This window comes from Novosphingobium rosa NBRC 15208 (assembly GCF_001598555.1).
Lineage (GTDB): Bacteria > Pseudomonadota > Alphaproteobacteria > Sphingomonadales > Sphingomonadaceae > Novosphingobium > Novosphingobium rosa.
Genome location: NZ_BCZE01000031.1, coordinates 67,174 through 81,990, shown reverse-complemented (window position 1 = coordinate 81,990; position 14,817 = coordinate 67,174). Strand labels below are relative to the sequence as shown.

At 66.7% G+C, this 14,817-nt stretch carries 16 protein-coding genes; 12 read left to right on the top strand and 4 right to left on the bottom strand.

Annotation, left to right across the window (positions count from 1 at the left end; genetic code table 11):
* Nucleotides 1-11: 11 nt before the first annotated feature.
* The gene (locus SR3_RS13130; protein WP_068086551.1) at nucleotides 12-1,055 is read right to left on the bottom strand and encodes a LacI family DNA-binding transcriptional regulator; all 1,044 of its coding nucleotides are present in this window, start codon (nucleotides 1,053-1,055) and stop codon (nucleotides 12-14) included.
* Between the two features lie 202 nt (nucleotides 1,056-1,257).
* Between SR3_RS13130 and gtdA the strand changes: the two genes are divergently transcribed.
* Genes gtdA through SR3_RS13110 form a run of 4 tightly spaced genes read left to right on the top strand, consistent with a single transcriptional unit; the run spans nucleotide 1,258 to nucleotide 5,232 of the window.
* Nucleotides 1,258-2,316, top strand: a complete 1,059-nt coding sequence (gene gtdA, locus SR3_RS13125; protein ID WP_068086548.1) for a gentisate 1,2-dioxygenase — start codon at nucleotides 1,258-1,260, stop codon at nucleotides 2,314-2,316.
* 1 nt (nucleotide 2,317) lies between these two features.
* Entirely contained in the window at nucleotides 2,318-3,013 is a 696-nt protein-coding gene (locus SR3_RS13120; protein WP_068086544.1) for a fumarylacetoacetate hydrolase family protein, read from the top strand.
* Nucleotides 3,006-3,641, top strand: coding sequence for a maleylacetoacetate isomerase (gene maiA, locus SR3_RS13115; RefSeq protein WP_068086541.1), 636 nt, complete (start codon nucleotides 3,006-3,008; stop codon nucleotides 3,639-3,641). Before SR3_RS13120 ends, maiA begins: the two co-directional genes overlap by 8 nt.
* A 19-nt stretch (nucleotides 3,642-3,660) precedes the next feature.
* The gene (locus SR3_RS13110) at nucleotides 3,661-5,232 is read left to right on the top strand and encodes a sulfatase-like hydrolase/transferase (RefSeq protein WP_068086539.1); all 1,572 of its coding nucleotides are present in this window, start codon (nucleotides 3,661-3,663) and stop codon (nucleotides 5,230-5,232) included.
* 1 nt (nucleotide 5,233) lies between these two features.
* Here the strand turns inward: SR3_RS13110 and SR3_RS13105 are convergent, their stop codons facing one another.
* Complete coding sequence (locus tag SR3_RS13105; RefSeq protein WP_068086536.1) at nucleotides 5,234-5,926, bottom strand: pentapeptide repeat-containing protein; 693 nt, start codon at nucleotides 5,924-5,926, stop codon at nucleotides 5,234-5,236.
* Between the two features lie 128 nt (nucleotides 5,927-6,054).
* On the opposite strand from SR3_RS13105, the gene SR3_RS13100 reads away from it, so the two are divergent.
* Complete coding sequence (locus SR3_RS13100) at nucleotides 6,055-7,008, top strand: alpha/beta hydrolase (RefSeq protein WP_218018820.1); 954 nt, start codon at nucleotides 6,055-6,057, stop codon at nucleotides 7,006-7,008.
* Between the two features lie 32 nt (nucleotides 7,009-7,040).
* Nucleotides 7,041-7,568 (top strand): hypothetical protein, encoded by a 528-nt coding sequence (locus SR3_RS13095; protein ID WP_068086533.1) that lies wholly within the window; start codon nucleotides 7,041-7,043, stop codon nucleotides 7,566-7,568.
* Here the strand turns inward: SR3_RS13095 and SR3_RS13090 are convergent.
* Entirely contained in the window at nucleotides 7,515-8,147 is a 633-nt protein-coding gene (locus SR3_RS13090; protein WP_068086530.1) for a TetR family transcriptional regulator, read from the bottom strand. The two genes, SR3_RS13095 and SR3_RS13090, sit on opposite strands and share 54 nt — an antisense overlap.
* 96 nt (nucleotides 8,148-8,243) lie before the next feature.
* On the opposite strand from SR3_RS13090, the gene SR3_RS13085 reads away from it, so the two are divergent.
* The 5 genes from SR3_RS13085 to SR3_RS13065 all read left to right on the top strand — a co-directional run bounded on the left by SR3_RS13085 (nucleotide 8,244) and on the right by SR3_RS13065 (nucleotide 11,804).
* A complete protein-coding gene (locus SR3_RS13085) occupies nucleotides 8,244-8,918 on the top strand; it encodes an O-methyltransferase (RefSeq protein WP_068086527.1) in 675 nt (224 codons plus the stop codon).
* A gap of 98 nt (nucleotides 8,919-9,016) precedes the next feature.
* Complete coding sequence (locus tag SR3_RS13080; RefSeq protein WP_068086524.1) at nucleotides 9,017-9,454, top strand: MarR family winged helix-turn-helix transcriptional regulator; 438 nt, start codon at nucleotides 9,017-9,019, stop codon at nucleotides 9,452-9,454.
* 22 nt (nucleotides 9,455-9,476) lie between these two features.
* Nucleotides 9,477-10,037: an isochorismatase family protein gene (locus SR3_RS13075; protein ID WP_068086521.1), complete on the top strand. Its 561-nt coding sequence runs from the start codon at nucleotides 9,477-9,479 to the stop codon at nucleotides 10,035-10,037.
* A gap of 4 nt (nucleotides 10,038-10,041) precedes the next feature.
* Nucleotides 10,042-11,466, top strand: coding sequence for a DHA2 family efflux MFS transporter permease subunit (locus SR3_RS13070; RefSeq protein WP_068086518.1), 1,425 nt, complete (start codon nucleotides 10,042-10,044; stop codon nucleotides 11,464-11,466).
* Nucleotides 11,467-11,483: 17 nt separating this feature from the next.
* The gene (locus SR3_RS13065) at nucleotides 11,484-11,804 is read left to right on the top strand and encodes a hypothetical protein (protein WP_068086515.1); all 321 of its coding nucleotides are present in this window, start codon (nucleotides 11,484-11,486) and stop codon (nucleotides 11,802-11,804) included.
* Here the strand turns inward: SR3_RS13065 and SR3_RS13060 are convergent.
* Complete coding sequence (locus tag SR3_RS13060; RefSeq protein ID WP_068086512.1) at nucleotides 11,758-13,719, bottom strand: beta-N-acetylhexosaminidase family protein; 1,962 nt, start codon at nucleotides 13,717-13,719, stop codon at nucleotides 11,758-11,760. The two genes, SR3_RS13065 and SR3_RS13060, sit on opposite strands and share 47 nt — an antisense overlap.
* Before the next feature lie 189 nt (nucleotides 13,720-13,908).
* Between SR3_RS13060 and SR3_RS13055 the strand changes: the two genes are divergently transcribed.
* The gene (locus SR3_RS13055) at nucleotides 13,909-14,799 is read left to right on the top strand and encodes an ROK family protein (RefSeq protein ID WP_068086509.1); all 891 of its coding nucleotides are present in this window, start codon (nucleotides 13,909-13,911) and stop codon (nucleotides 14,797-14,799) included.
* Nucleotides 14,800-14,817: the final 18 nt, after the last annotated feature.

Here is a 14,817-nt window from a genome sequence, read left to right as displayed (position 1 = left end):
CGAACGCGTTTTCAGGCGCTTTCGCGCAGGACGATCGTATAAGGCACCCATTGCGACAGGGGCGCCTTGGCGGTCCCTTCATCCTCGCGATGGCGCTGGATCAGCCAGTCGGTGGCCTGCGCCGCCATCAGATCGACATCCTGACGCACGGTGGTCAGCGGTGGCCAGATCTTCACCGCGATGGGCGCATCGTCGAACCCCGCCACGGCCACATGCTGCGGGATGCTCAGCCCCCGGCGATGGGCGCTCAGGATCACGCCCGCGGCCATATCGTCATTGCTGGCGAAGATGGCATCGGGCGGCTCGGGCAGGTCGAGCAGGGCAGAGCCCGCGCTCAGCCCCGATTCAAAGCTGAAATCGCCCATGGCGATCAGCGCCGGATCGATGCCGATCCCGCGCGCCGCCAGCGCCGCGCCATAGCCCTCGAAACGCGCCTTGCTGCCCGAGTGGATCGAGGCGCCCATCACAAAGCCGATGCGCTTGTAACCACGGTCGAGCAGATGCTCGGTCATGGCCTGCGCCGCCGCCTTTTCATCGACGCCCACCGTGTCCATGTCGGCCAGCCCCCGCCCGCAGGCGATGGCCGCCATCGGCACATTCAGCTTGGCCAGCGCCGCGCTGCCCGAAAGCAGCTCATTGTAGGGCGGGGCGAAAAGGATCGCATTCGCTCCGCTGCGCACCAGTCCGGAAACGGCTTCCATGGCGGCGCTGGCGGAAAGATCGTCGCATTTGCGGATGATGATCTGCACCCCGGCCCGCGCGGCGGCATTCAGCGCGCCCACCAGCATGGCGGAAAGGAAGGCATTCTGCGCGTTGCGATAGACGATGCCGATCCGCGTGCTGCGCGCCGAAGCCAGCGAGCGCGCGGCGGCATTGGGCACATAGCCCAGCTCTTCCACCGCCTTCATCACGGCGGCGTGGGTCGCCTCGCGCACGGGCTTGGTGCCGTTGAGCACATGCGATACCGTCATCGGCGAGACGCCCGCCGCATCGGCCACCGAGGAAATGGTGACCGCCTGCCGGGAGCGGCGTGAGGAACGCGTTACTGTGGTCATCCGTTGTCCTGTGTTGTCACGGTTTCTGGGGCGGTTTTCGCGTCACCTCCAGCGCTAAATGAACGGGGCGGGGGGTGGCAAGAGTTGTTCTGGTATAGCGCTACAATTTTTTGGTTGCGCGGGGGGCGTGGTTGCTCCACATGAAGCTGCGCGCAGCCCGTAAGAGCTTGCCCCGAGTCAAAGAGATTAGAGGATCGACGAGATGGCCCCTTCCAACGATCGGCCCAACGACCAGAGGTCGCAACTCGAAGCGCTTTATGCGGAGATGGCGCCCGCCAATCTGACGCCCTTGTGGGAACTGCTGGCTGGCCTCGTCAAGCCGCAGCCCAACTCGCCTGCCCATGTTCATCGCTGGAACTACGATCAGGCGCGCGACTATCTGATGCGCGCGGGCGATCTGATCAGCGCCGAGCAGGCCGAGCGCCGCGTGCTGATCCTCGAGAATCCCGGCCTTGAAGGCCAGTCGGCCATCGTGCCCAGCCTCTATGCCGGGCTCCAGCTGATCCTCCCCGGCGAGATCGCCCCCTGCCACCGCCACAGCCAGTGCGCCCTGCGCTTCGTGATGGAGGGCGACGGCGCCTTCACCGCGCTCGATGGCGAAAAGGCGATCATGCGCCAGTACGATCTGGTGCTCACCCCCGGCGGCCAGTGGCACGATCACGGCAACACCACCGACCGGCCGATGATCTGGCTCGACGGCCTCGACATTCCCACCGTCCGCCTGTTCGACGCGCAATTCGCCGAACATTTCGACGGGAAAGCCTTCCCTGAAAGCGCGCCCGCCGGCGATACGCAGGCCCGCTATGGCCACAACATGCGCCCGATGCGCGGCACGGCGGCGGATCGTCGCCCCGCGCATCAGCCCTTGTTCCACTATCCCTATGCCCAGTGGCGCCCGGCGCTGGACGCCATGGCCAAGTCGGCCGAGGTCGATCCCCATGTCGGCCATGCGCTGGAGTTCACCAATCCGGCCGATGGCGGCTCGATCATGCCGACGATCTCGGCCCATGTCCGCCTGATCCCGGCCGGCTTCGAGACCAAGGCCCGCCGCTCCAGCGATGGCACGATCTTCGTCGTCTGCGAAGGCATGGGCACGGTCATCATCGATGGCGAGGAAATCCAGCTCCTCGAACGCGACACGTTCTGCGTGCCTTCGTGGAAGGAAGTGCGTTTCTCTGCCGACACCGATCTCGTGCTGTTTGCCTATTCCGACAAAGCTGCCCAAGAAAAGCTCAACCTCTACCGCGAATGGAACGCCTGATATGACCCTCTTCACGCTGCCCGCCCCGATTGTGGCCAAGACCTCCGACGGGAACGAGTTCCCCGTGCGCCGCCTGTTCTGCATCGGCCGCAACTACGCCGCCCATGCCCGCGAAATGGGCAAGGATCCCACGCGCGAGGCGCCCTTCTTCTTCACGAAGTGGGCCGAGACGGTCGTGCCCAGTGGCACCACCATCGCCTATCCTTCGGAAACCTCGAACTTCCACTTCGAGGCCGAGCTGGTTCTGGCCGTGGGCAAGGGCGGCCGCAACATCGCCGAAGAGAACGCCGCCGATCACATCTACGGCTATGCCACGGGTCTGGACATGACGCGCCGCGATCTGCAGCTCGAAGCGCGCGACAAGGGCCGCCCCTGGAGCACCGGCAAGAATGTCGAGCAGTCCAGCCCGCTCGGCCTGATCCACCCGCAGAGCGAGACGGGCGTGCTGGAAAGCGGCAGCATCAAGCTGACGGTCAATGGCGACACCAAGCAGGACGCCGATCTGGCCGATCTGATCTGGGACGTGAAGGAAGTGATCGCTTACGTCTCGCGCTTCTACCGTCTGGAGCCGGGCGATCTGATCTACACCGGCACGCCTGCCGGCGTGGGCGCGGTGGTGTCGGGCGACGTCATCAACGTCTCGATCGCGGGTCTCACCGACTGCACCGTCACCGTTGGCCCGGTGGCAAATGACTGACTCTGGGACTAAGCTGCACGGCTTTTTCCGTTCGGGCGCATCCTACCGGGTGCGCGTCGCGCTGGCGTTGAAGGGCATCGACTATGACGGTGCCTTTTACCGCCTGCGTGCGGGCGAGCAGCGCGCTCCGGCCTATCTGGCGCTCAACCCGCAGGGGCTGGTGCCCGCGCTGGAGATCGACGGCGTGGTGCTGACCCAGAGTCTGGCCATCTGCGAGTATCTCGACGAGACGCATGACGGCCCGAAGCTGCTGCCGGAAGACGCCGTGATGCGCGCCCGCGTGCGCGCGGCGGCGCAGGTCATCGCTTGCGACACCCATCCGATCCAGAATCTGAAAATTCTGGGCCGGATCAAGGCGCTGGGTCATGACGAGAACGCCTGGGCCGCGCAGGTGATCGAGGAAGGCTTCGACGCTTATGACGCACTGATCGCGCCCTATGCTGGCCAGTTCAGCTTTGGCGACACGGTGTCTCTGGCTGACATCTGCCTGATCCCGCAGCTGGTCAATGCGCGCCGTTTTGGTGTCGTTGTCCAGCGCTGGCCGCGGCTGCTGGCGGTGGAAGCGGCCTGCCTTGCGCATCCCGCCTTCATCGCCGCCAATCCGGCCACGCAGCCGGACGCCGAGTAACAACACAAGGATAGCGCCCATGAGTTTTGATCGTCGAACACTCATGGGCGGTGCCGGTGGTGCGCTGCTGGCCTCGCTGCTGCCGCACGTGGCGCGCGCGGTCACGGGATCGCGCCCCAATCTGATCCTCTTCTTCCCCGACGAGCTGCGCGCCGATGCGCTGGCCTGCTATGGCAATCCCGTCACGCGCACCCCCAACTTCGATCGTCTGGCCAAATCGGGCACGCGCTTTGCCAATGCCCATGTGCAGTATCCGGTCTGCGCCGCCTCGCGCTGCTCGATGCTGACGGGGCTGCCCACCAGCGCCACGGGCCATCGCGGCTTCTCCTATCTGATCCAGCCGACCGAGCCCAACCTCTTCGCCCTGCTGCGTCAGTCCGGCTATGACACCTTCTTCTTCGGCAAGAACGATGTGCTGGCCCCCGAAACCTTCGCCACCAGCCTGACCGCCTGGGCCGATCCGCCGGCACCGGGCGCGGCGGCTGGCGACCATGCGCCCGGCGCGCGGGCCGGGGCGACCAGCAGCACCGTCACCATGCTGCTCCCCCCGATGGGAGACCGCCGCGCCACCAGCGATTACGGCATCATCCAGCGCGCCATCGAGATCATCGAGCGCAAGGAGAGCGACAAGCCCTTCTGCCTGTTCCTGCCGATCTTCCAGCCGCATCCGCCCTATCGCGCGCCCGCCGATTTTCAGGCGATGTACAAGCCGGACGATATCCCCGCCCCGATCCCGCCGGGCCTGCCGAACAAGCCCGCCTATCATGAGGCGATCCGCAAGGCCTATGGCCTCGACAAGGCCGGGCCGGAGGTGTTCCGCCAGGTGCGCGCCACCTATTACGGGCAGGTCTCCTACACCGACTGGCTGCTGGGCGAGTTGCTCGATGCGCTGGACCGCACCGGGCGCAACAAGGATACGGCGGTTTTCGTCGGCTCCGACCATGGCGATTACGCGGGCGATTACGGGCTGGTCGAGAAATGGCACGGCGGGCTGGAAAGCTGCCTGACCCATGTGCCGCTGATCGGCCGCGTGCCCGGCGCGCCCGAGGGCATGGTCGCGCAGGATATGGTCGAGCTTTACGATATTCTGCCCAGCTTCCTGAACCTTGCGGGCACCGCGCCGCATCATACCCAGTTCGGGCGCAGCCTTCTGCCGCAGATCCACGGTGGCCCCGGCGATCATAACCGCGCGGCCTTCACCGAGGCAGGCCTTGGCATCTACGAACCGCAGGCTTTCGACAATCCCACCGGCGGGCTCTATCGCTACAAGTCGCAGCTGCCCGCGCAGCATCCCGAACTGGTCGCCCGCGCCGCCAGCGTGCGCACGCAGCGTCACACCTATATCCACCGCCCGCAAGGCGTCAGCGAACTGTATGACCGCATCGCCGATCCGGGCGAGACGCGCAATCTGATCGGCACGCGCGCGCTGGCCAAGGATCAGGCGGCGCTGGAGGACCGGCTGCTCAACTGGTACATCAACACCAGCGGCGTGCCTCTGGACACGCGCAACAGCCGCGATGTGCCCAACTTCAGCCCGCCGCAAGCGCCGGTGGCCACGCCGGATGCAGTGCAGGCTGTCCTGGATTCATGAACTAGCCCAGCTTCAGGCCCAGTTCCGCCAGCAATTGCGCGGCCTGCTCACGCGAGATGGTCGCGCCGCGAAACAGCGCGGCATCGACAAGGCGCAGGCCGCCCAAATCCGCCCCGCGCAGGTCGGCCTTGTCGAAACGCGCGCCGGTCAGCATGGCGTCGCGCAGGCTGGATTGCTCGAAACTGGCGTCGCGGAAATCGGCCTTGCGCAGATCGGCCTGACTGAAATCCATCCGCTGCAACCGCTGCTTGCGAAAGCTTAGCCCCGCCAGCTTGGCGCCGGACATCAGCACCTCCTCGCACTGCAGATCGATGATCCGCGCGTCGGTCAGGTCTGCTCCGGTCAGCTTGCTGCCGGTGATCCGGGTGCCGGTCAGCCGTGCATGGCGAAAGTTGGCATTGTTGACATCGCAGGAGCGGATCACGGCATCGCTCAGATCGGCGCTCAGCAGGCTGGCAAAACCCGCGCGGCAGGAAAGCCACTGCGTGCGCTCCAGATTGGCCTTGGTCAGATTGGCGCGGCGCAGGCTGCACCGCTCGAACCGCCATCCGGCCAGATCGAGGTCGGACAGATCGGCCTCGTCCAGATCGCATTCGACACACTGAACCGCCCCAGCGCCGATCAGCGCCTGCACATCCGCACGGGTCAGCGTCAGGCCGGAAAGCGTGCGGGCGAAGGAGAGGCTGGCTGTCATCCCGCCTGACTAGGTCATCTTCCGGGCGCAGGTAAAGCCTCACGACAGAGCCCCGTGCATTTCTACAAGTCTTTCTGTCGCAAGGCCGTATAACAGGCTTCCCCGCCGATCGCAGAGGCTGCGTGACCATGAACCTGCTGCCGATGCTTCTTGCCCTGACCGCCGCCGCGCCGGGGGCTGTCTCGTCCAGCGATATCGCTGCTTCGGGCCCCAGGGGCGACCTCAAGGGCACGCTGGTGACGGTGGCGGGCAGTACGCAACCCCCGGTGCTGATCCTGCCCGGCTCCGGCCCGACGGATCGTGACGGCAACAGTCCGCTGGGCCTCAAGGGCTCGACCTATCGCCTGCTGGCCGAAGGGCTGGCGCAACAGGGGATCCCCAGCACCCGCATCGACAAGCGCGGCAGCTTCGCCAGCGCGGGCGCGGTGGCGGACCGCAGTGAGCTGACCCTGCCGGGTTACGTGCAGGACACCAGAGCCTGGATCGCGGCGACGCGCGCGAAAACCGGGGCCACCTGCGTCTGGCTGCTGGGGCATAGCGAGGGCGGGCTGGTCGCGCTGCAGACCGCGGCGGACAGCCCCAAGGATATCTGCGGGCTGATTTTGGTCTCCACCGCCGGGCGCCCGCTGGAGCAGGTGCTCAAGCAGCAATTGCGCGCCAACCCCGCCAACGCCCCCCTGCTGCCCGATGCCGACCGCGCCATCGACACGCTGTCCGCCGGGCGGCGCGTGGACCCTGCCACGCTGCCGCCACCTCTGGCGGGGCTGTTCCGATCCGAGGTGCAGCCCCTCTGGATCAGCGAACTGGCGGTCGACCCGATTGCGTTGATCGGCAGGCTGAAGCTGCCGGTGCTGATCATGCAGGGCGAGAAGGATCTGCAGGTCAGCGTGGAGGATGCCCGGCGGTTGAAGGAAGGCCAGCCCGCTGCGCGGCTGACGCTGTTGCCCGATGCCAATCATGTCCTCAAATCCGTGGCGAGCGAGGAACGCAGCGCCAACTTTGCCACCTACGCGGATCCCAACCTGCCTTTGGCCCCCCATATCGTAGAGGGGATCGCGGCTTTCATCACCGCCAAACGGTAAGGGGATTGTCCATCCATGCGTCAGGGGGGATCATGACCGGACTTGTTATTCTTGCCTTTTTCGCGGCGGTCTGGGGAGCAGCCGGGCTGTCGCAACTCGGCTTTGCCGCCGTCTGGTTTGCGTTGCCGGTGGCGATCTCGGTCTTGCTGCTGCTGGCGGCGCGCTTCGGTTCCGGGCCTCTGCAGGCCTATCCCGACCCGCAAAAGGTCAACCGGCTGGTTGGCGCCTGGAGCGGGATCGAGGGTGTCGCCATCCTGATCGGCACCAATCTGGTGGCCAATCTGGGCCATCCCGAATGGGTGATGGCGACGGTCAGCCTGATCGTCGGCCTGCATTTCCTGCCGCTGGCGCACGGCTTTCCCCAGCCGCTCTATTATGGCACCGGGCTGGGGCTGATCGCGCTGGCGCTGGCGGGCTTTGCCGCGCCCGGACGGGTCAGCCCCGGCGTGGTCGGGGTGATCGCGGCCCTGCTGATCTGGGCGACGATCGCCGCCTTGCTGAGCCGCTCAGCGCGCGCCCAGCGTGGCAAAATAGGCGCAGAACATGTCGGCCAGGGCTGAGGCGTAGCGCGTGATCTCCTCCTCGCTGCGGGGCTGCTCGGAATAGCTGCTGCCCACGCCGGAGAAGGTGCGCTGGATCAGATCCGAGACCAGCTCCCGCTCGGCCTGCGGCTTGTCCGGCAGGGTTTCATCGATGAACTGCTGGAACAGCCGCGCTCCCTCGGCGCGGGCCTCGCCGGTTTCCGGGGCGTCGCGGTAGAGCGGCGCGGCATCGGCCAGCGCCAGCCGCACCTCGGCCTCGTCGCATTCGGACTGGATGAAGGCATGGACCATCGCGCGCAGCCGCGCTTCGAGCGGCTTGCTGCGGTCATTCAGAATGCCGGACAGCATGGCGGTGTTGCGCCGCCATTCCTCGGCCTGCACGCGGAAGAGGATCGCGGCCTTGTTGGGGAAATACTGGTAGATCGAGCCGACGCTGACCCCGGCCCGCTCCGCGACTCTGGCGGTGGTGAAACGCTGCGCGCCCTCCTTGCGCAAAACCTGAACAGCAGCGTCCAGAACCGCCGAAACAAGATCGGTGGAGCGGGCCTGTCTGGGTGATTTGCGCGCGGAAATCCGGGGTTTCGGGATGTCGGCCATAGCTCTTCCAGCCAATGCGATTAGCGAAGCTGACGAAGTAGTCGTATTTTTCGGGCTCCACAACCAACCCCTGCCATCAACCTTGCGAGAGACCCGATGACCACTCTGAACACCGCCCCCGTCGCCCCTCTGCTCGACCGCCTGTTCGCGGTGAACGATGCCGCCGATCCGGCCTCCGATCCCGCGCTGGCGGCCTATTGGAGCAGCCTTGATCCGCAGCAGCGCAGCGCGCTGATGCAGACCCGCACCGGCTATGTCGATTTCTACGCCCGCATGAAGGACATCCCGCTGGCCGTCTCGCGTGAGACCGGCAATCTGCTGTACATGCTGGCCCGTGTCAGTGGTGCGCGCAGCATCGTGGAGTTCGGCACCTCCTTTGGCCTTTCCACGCTGTGCCTTGCCGCGGCGCTGCGCGACAATGGCGGCGGGCGGCTCATCACCAGCGAGTTCGAGCCCTCCAAGGTGGCCCGCGCCCGCCAGCATCTGGCCGAGGGCGGCCTTGCCGATCTGGTCGAATGCCGCGAGGGCGATGCGCTGGAAACGCTGTCGCGCGACCTGCCCGCCACGGTCGACCTGCTGCTGCTCGACGGGGCCAAGGGGCTCTATCCCGATATCCTTGCCCTGATCGAGCCGCATCTGCGCCCCGGCGCGGTGATCCTGGCCGACAATGCCGATCACTGCCCGGCCTATCTGGAGCGTGTGCGCGGCGGTGAGGGCTATCTTTCGCTGCCCTTCTCCGATGAGGTGGAGTTCTCGATCCGGCTGGGCTGATCCGGCGATTGCCGGGTTCCGGCAGCGGCATCCCAAATTGGAAGGCTATCTTGCAAGATTAACTTGCAAGATAGCCTTCCAATGTCTAAGTCATCCCTATGCCAGACCATGAGTCCCCCTCACTCGATTCTGTCGTCGCCGATCTCACCGTCGCGGTGGGCGGGCTGATCCGCCGCCTGCGCGCCGAGGTGCGGGCCAGCGATCTCAACCTGTCCGAAGCCGGCGTCATCGCCCGGCTGGAGCGCGAGGGACCGCTGACCACCGCCGCTCTGGCCCGCGCCGAGGCGATGACGCCGCAGTCGATGGGCACGCTGGTCCTTCAGCTCGAACGCCGGGAACTGGTGCGGCGAGAGGCCCATCCCACCGATGGGCGGCAGATGCTGGTGGCCCTGACACCGGCCGGTCTTGCCGCGCGCCACCGCCAGCAGGCCGCCAAACGCGCATGGCTGGCCGCGGCCATGCGGCGGCTGGAACCTGCCGAAATAGAGCGTCTGCATCATGCGATTCCCCTGATCCGCCGCCTCGGTGAGGATTGATCCCCCAACCACGGAGCCCCCCATGACCGTGACCACCCTCGATCCCAAAACCGCCCTGATCGTCATTGATTTGCAGAAGGGCATCGTCACCTTGCCTTGCGCGCATCCGATGGCGGATGTGGTGGCCCAATCCGCCACGCTGCTTGCCGCCTTCCGCCAGCGCGATCTGCCGGTGGTGCTGGTCAATGTGACGGGCCTTGCGCCGGGCCGCGCCGAACACAGCATGGGCGCCTTTGCCTTCCCGCCCGATTTCGCCGATCTCGTGCCCGAGCTGGACCGGCAGCCGCAGGATATTCTGATCACCAAGCGGACCTGGGGCGCCTTCACCAACACCGCTCTGGAAGCGGAGCTGCGCGCGCGGGGCGTGACCCAGCTGGTGCTTTGCGGCGTGGCCACCACCGCAGGCGTGGAATCCACCGCGCGTTTCGCCCATGAGCTGGGCTTCAACGTCACGCTGGCCACCGACGCCATGACCGATATGAGCCTTGAGGCTCATGAGAACAGTCTGGCGCGCATCTTCCCGCGCCTTGGCGAAAGCGGCACGGTGGCGCAGATCATCGCCCTGCTCGAGGCGCGAGGCTGAATTCATGGCCTCTGCCGTCAGCGAAGCACCGGAAAAGCTTGATCCTTCGGTTTATAAAATCTGCTTTGTGGCGGTGTTCGGGCCGTTGCTCTCGCAGGTGGACGCCACCATCGTCAATGTCTCGCTGTCGGGGCTGGCGAGCGAGCTGCATGCCTCGCTCTCGACCATCCAGTGGGTGACCAGCGCTTATCTGCTGGCGCTGACGCTGGTGCTGCCGCTCAATGGCTGGCTGCTCGAAAGGATCGGCGCGAAGCGGCTGTTCCTGATCTGCCTGACGAGTTTTACGATCTCCTCGGCCCTGTGCGGGTTGGCGTGGTCGGCGGGATCGCTGATTGCGTTTCGCGCCTTTCAGGGGATCAGCGGCGGGCTGATGGCGCCCATGGCGCAGATGCTGGTGGCGCGCGCGGCGGGCAGGAACATGAGCCGGGTGGTGGGCTATATGTCGCTGCCGGTGCTGTTCGCGCCCATCGCCGGGCCGATGCTGGCGGGGGTGATCCTGCAATATGCCACATGGCGCTGGCTGTTTCTGGTGAATGTGCCGGTGGGCCTGCTGGCGCTGGTGCTGACCTTCGCCATCCTGCCTGAGGATCGGCAGGATCTGCGCCCCCGTGGGCTGGACTGGAGCGGTCTGGCGCTGCTTTCTCCCGGGCTGGTGCTGTTTCTGTTGGGCACGCAGGGTATCGCCGGGGCCATCGGGCGGCTGGAGGTGGTGGCCGCCGCGGCGCTGATCGCCCTGTTCCTGTGGCATGCACGCGATAAGGGCGATGCCGCGCTGGTTGATCTGAAATTGTTCGGGAGCCGCGTGTTTCGCACCTCGGCGATCACGCAGTTTCTTTCCAACGGGGCGCTGTTTGCCGGGCAGATGCTGGTGCCGGTGTTTCTGGTCGATGCCTGCCGTCGCGCGCCCACCGAGATGGGCTGGATGCTGGCCCCGCTGGGCCTTGGCATGATGGTCAGCAGTCTGGCGATGAGCACGCTGACCCGGCGCCTGGGCACGCGGCGGCTGGTGCGCAGCGGCACGGCGCTGGCCACGCTCTCGACGCTCGCCTTCGTCTGGCTGGCGTGGCGGTGGGGGGAGGGGCATGGCCTCGATCTGCATGTGCTGTTGCCCGCGCTGTTTCTGCGCGGCATGGGGCAGGGCTCGGTTGGGTTGCCCACCATGTCTGCGGCCTACACCGCCATCGACAAGCGCGAGCTGGCCATGGCGACCACCTCGATCAACATCGTCCAGCGCATCGGCGGCCCGACCATGACCACGCTTTGCGCCACGCTGCTGGCGTGGCGGCTGGAGGCTGACGGGCAGGCGGGGGTTCATGCCGGGCTCAACGCCTATGGCTGGGCCTTTGCCACTCTGGCGCTGATGCATGGGCTGATCTGGCTGGTGGCGCGGCGTCTGCCCGCAGGATTTGACGGCAATCCGAAGCGTTAACAACAAGGGATGCAACGATGACGATGCTGCACGCAATCGCATGGTTCTTCGGCGGCGCGACGCTGACCAATGCCATGCCGCATCTGATCTCGGGCCTGATGGGCCGGGCGTTTCAGTCACCCTTCGCCAGCCCGCCGGGCGAGGGCCTGTCCTCAGCGACGGTCAATGTGCTGTGGGGGTTCACCAATCTGGCGATGGCCTATGGGCTGCTGTGCCATGTCGGCAGCTTCGATCTGCGCCAGCCGCTGGACGCTTTGGTCTGCGGGCTGGGCGGACTGGCGCTCGGCCTGTTCACGGCCCGTCATTTCGGGCGCTTTCATGGCGGCGATCTGCGCTGACCAGTTCTGGCGCTTGCCGGATGAACAGATCCAGCACGCCATCGCCGAGCCGGATCGTGCCTTGCGGTCTTGTGGTGCCGGGCAAGGTGCGGATGGCCCCGGCCCTGGTGGCCAGCGCGGCGGCATCGGCGAAATGCCGCGCTGATGCGGGCTCCTGAACCAGCGACGCGATCAGCCCCGCCGTGCTGGCCTGCAGCGCCTGGCCCCATAGCGCCATCGCATCGAGCCATGGCCCGCTCTGGGTGAGGAAGCCCGCGTCGTTGACATGCGCGCGGATGATCGCCGGGGCGGCGGCGATGCTGTCTGCCTCCGCCGCCAGGGCGCGCAAGGCGGTCAGGCTCTCGCCCGCTGCGCCATGGGCCAGCCTGTCGCGCACAAGGTCCAGCTTTTGCTTGAGCAGGGGGGCCTGCGGTTGCCATGGCAGCGCGCCGAAGGTGGGCGCCAGATGTTCGAGGTCGAACAGCAGCAGCAGGGCATCGGTGGTCGCCGCGTGATCGCCGCTCAGCATGCGGGCGGCGAAAGGCAGCGTGCGCTCCGGGTCATAGTCGCGGTCGTTCCAGGCGAAGGCGGCGCTGCCGGTGACGGCGATGCGGCTGGGCGCCTCCTGATTCATCGGATTGGCGAGGATGCCGCTCAGCGCATCGGCCAGACCCGCAGCCCGCCCGGCATAGGGGGCCAGCAGCAGTCGGCCGGTCGATTCAGGATAGTCGTTGACGGGGTAATTGTCCCACAGCAGCGGCTTGCGGCCGAAGGCCCTGGCGGCGGCCTTGGCATCGCGCAGGGCGATGGCGGCGGGCACCACATCGGTGCCGGTCCATTGCACCAGCACGCGCGGATCGATGGCGTGCAGCGCGGCCTTGTAGGGCGTTTCGACCGCGTCGTAATATTCGGTCGGCACCACCATCAGCGTGGCTTGCGGATCGCGCGTGGTCAGCCATTGCATCGTGTCGTTGACCAGCGCCGCCTGAGCGCGGCCCGCCGCCTCCTTGCCCGGCGGGCCGAAGGCGGCGGCATCGCCGGGGCAGTTCCATGTGGCATAGGCGATATCGTCGAAGGCGATCAGGAAGGAGCGCAAGCCCAGCGCCTGAAACCCCTCGATCTTGCGGCGCAGCGCGGCGACATCCGCCGGATCGCTGTAGCAGATCGTGGGCCCGGGAGAGATGGCATAGGTGAAGCGTACATGCTGGCGCCTTGCCGCGTCGATCAGCAGCTCCAGCTCGGCCAGCCTGTCCGCAGGATAGGGGGTGCGCCAGTTGGTGCGGGCATAGGGATCGTCCTTGGGGCTGTAGATATAGGTGTTGGCCTTGAGACGGCCCAGAAAGGCGATATGCGCGAGGCGGTCCGCGCTGGACCATGGGGCGCCATAGAAACCCTCGATCGTGCCGCGCACCGGCATGCGCGGGCGGTCGGTGATGGAGAGGGCGGGCATGGTGCCGCGCGCGGCGATCTGCGTGAAGGTCTGGGCGGCGTAATAGAGGCCGTCCGCGTCGGCTCCGGCCAGGACGATCAGCGGCGAACCGCCCGCAGCCGTGCTGGCCAGCGCATAACCTTCCTGCCCGGTGACCGGGGCGCCGCCAGTCTCGGCCAGCGCCTTGGCGGTGGTGGCGTCGCCGGCCAGACCGAGGACGATGGTGGTGTCTTTGCGCCTGGCGGGCAGATGGCGGGCGATGCGGATATGGGTGACGCCCAAAGCGGCGAGGCTTTCGCGCGCAAGGCGAATGGTTTCGGGATCGCTGTCGCGCTGGATGACCATGGTCGCGTTGGGTCCGATGGGCAGCAGGCCGCCGGTGAGGTGCATCGCCATTGGTTGCGGCATGATCTGGGGCAGCGTGGCGACCGGCTGGGCTTGCGCCGCCCCCGCAATGCCAAGGGCCAGAAGCGCGGCGTAACGAACAGGCGCATAACGGACAGGCATGGGTTTCACGCGCGCGGGTCTCCTGCTGCGATGACGGCGAGAATAGGGGCGCGACAAGCGTCATGACCAGAGGGCAATTAAAAAATAAAATTGTTTGATTTAATCGCTCGACCGCGTAGGGAGGCCCTGTCGAGCTTCGCGGCTTTCCCGTGCGGACTGGCGCTGATTTCAAGAACACCGAAGAGAGGCATGATGAGGCGTATCGCTGGCGTCGAACTGGGCGGCACCAAATGCATCGTGGTTCTGGCCGATGAGCAAGGGCGGATCGCCGCGCGCGACACGATCCCCACCCTCGATCCGGCAGGGACTCTGGCGGGGATCGAAGCCGTGCTGGACGGCTGGTGGCATGATGGTGGTTTCGAGGCGCTGGGCATCGCCTCCTTCGGGCCGCTGGATCTGGATCGCGCCTCGCTTACCTATGGCAACATCACCAGCACGGCCAAGCCCGGCTGGCGCGATACGCCGGTCGCCGGGCGGCTGGCCGCGCGCTATGGCGTGCCGCTGGCCTTCGACACCGATGTGAACGGCGCCGCCTTTGCCGAGCGCCGCTGGGGCGCGGGGCAGGGTTTCGACGATCTGGCCTATGTTACCGTGGGCACGGGTGTTGGCGTCGGGCTGATCGTCAATGGGCGGACCACGCGCGGCCTTGGCCATTGCGAGGCAGGGCATATGCGGGTGGCGCGCCTGCCGGGGGCGATGTGGCCCGGCCATTGCCCCTATCACGGTGATTGCGTGGAAGGTCTGGCCGCCGGCCCGGCCATCGCGGCCTGTGCCGGGCGGGATGGCGCCACCCTGTCCGACGAGGATCCGGTGTGGGAGCAGGTGGTCGAGGCGCTGGCCCAGATGAGCCAGGCGCTGGTCTCGATCGCCGGGCCGCGCCGCATTCTGTTCGGTGGCGGGGTGATCGTGTCGCGGCCTGTGCTGATCGCGCGAATCGAGGCGCGTTTGCGGTCGTTGATCGGCGATTACCTCAAGCTGCCGGAGGCGGATTTCGTGATGGCGCCGGGGCTGGGCGCGCTGGCGGGGCCGCTTGGCCCGATCGCTTTGGCGCTGGATGTGATGGGCGAAGATCGCCTTTAAGTTATTTGAAATCAAATA

Coding starts and splice junctions, on each gene's coding strand:
- SR3_RS13090 (WP_068086530.1), bottom strand. CDS start 8,147: ATGGCCGACATCCCGAAACCCCGGATTTCCGCGCGCAAATCACCCAGA.
- SR3_RS13120 (WP_068086544.1), top strand. CDS start 2,318: ATGACCCTCTTCACGCTGCCCGCCCCGATTGTGGCCAAGACCTCCGAC.
- SR3_RS13055 (WP_068086509.1), top strand. CDS start 13,909: ATGATGAGGCGTATCGCTGGCGTCGAACTGGGCGGCACCAAATGCATC.
- SR3_RS13060 (WP_068086512.1), bottom strand. CDS start 13,719: ATGCCTGTCCGTTATGCGCCTGTTCGTTACGCCGCGCTTCTGGCCCTT.
- SR3_RS13130 (WP_068086551.1), bottom strand. CDS start 1,055: ATGACCACAGTAACGCGTTCCTCACGCCGCTCCCGGCAGGCGGTCACC.
- SR3_RS13095 (WP_068086533.1), top strand. CDS start 7,041: ATGACCGGACTTGTTATTCTTGCCTTTTTCGCGGCGGTCTGGGGAGCA.
- SR3_RS13110 (WP_068086539.1), top strand. CDS start 3,661: ATGAGTTTTGATCGTCGAACACTCATGGGCGGTGCCGGTGGTGCGCTG.
- SR3_RS13075 (WP_068086521.1), top strand. CDS start 9,477: ATGACCGTGACCACCCTCGATCCCAAAACCGCCCTGATCGTCATTGAT.
- gtdA (WP_068086548.1), top strand. CDS start 1,258: ATGGCCCCTTCCAACGATCGGCCCAACGACCAGAGGTCGCAACTCGAA.
- maiA (WP_068086541.1), top strand. CDS start 3,006: ATGACTGACTCTGGGACTAAGCTGCACGGCTTTTTCCGTTCGGGCGCA.
- SR3_RS13100 (WP_218018820.1), top strand. CDS start 6,055: ATGAACCTGCTGCCGATGCTTCTTGCCCTGACCGCCGCCGCGCCGGGG.
- SR3_RS13080 (WP_068086524.1), top strand. CDS start 9,017: ATGCCAGACCATGAGTCCCCCTCACTCGATTCTGTCGTCGCCGATCTC.
- SR3_RS13085 (WP_068086527.1), top strand. CDS start 8,244: ATGACCACTCTGAACACCGCCCCCGTCGCCCCTCTGCTCGACCGCCTG.
- SR3_RS13070 (WP_068086518.1), top strand. CDS start 10,042: ATGGCCTCTGCCGTCAGCGAAGCACCGGAAAAGCTTGATCCTTCGGTT.
- SR3_RS13065 (WP_068086515.1), top strand. CDS start 11,484: ATGACGATGCTGCACGCAATCGCATGGTTCTTCGGCGGCGCGACGCTG.
- SR3_RS13105 (WP_068086536.1), bottom strand. CDS start 5,926: ATGACAGCCAGCCTCTCCTTCGCCCGCACGCTTTCCGGCCTGACGCTG.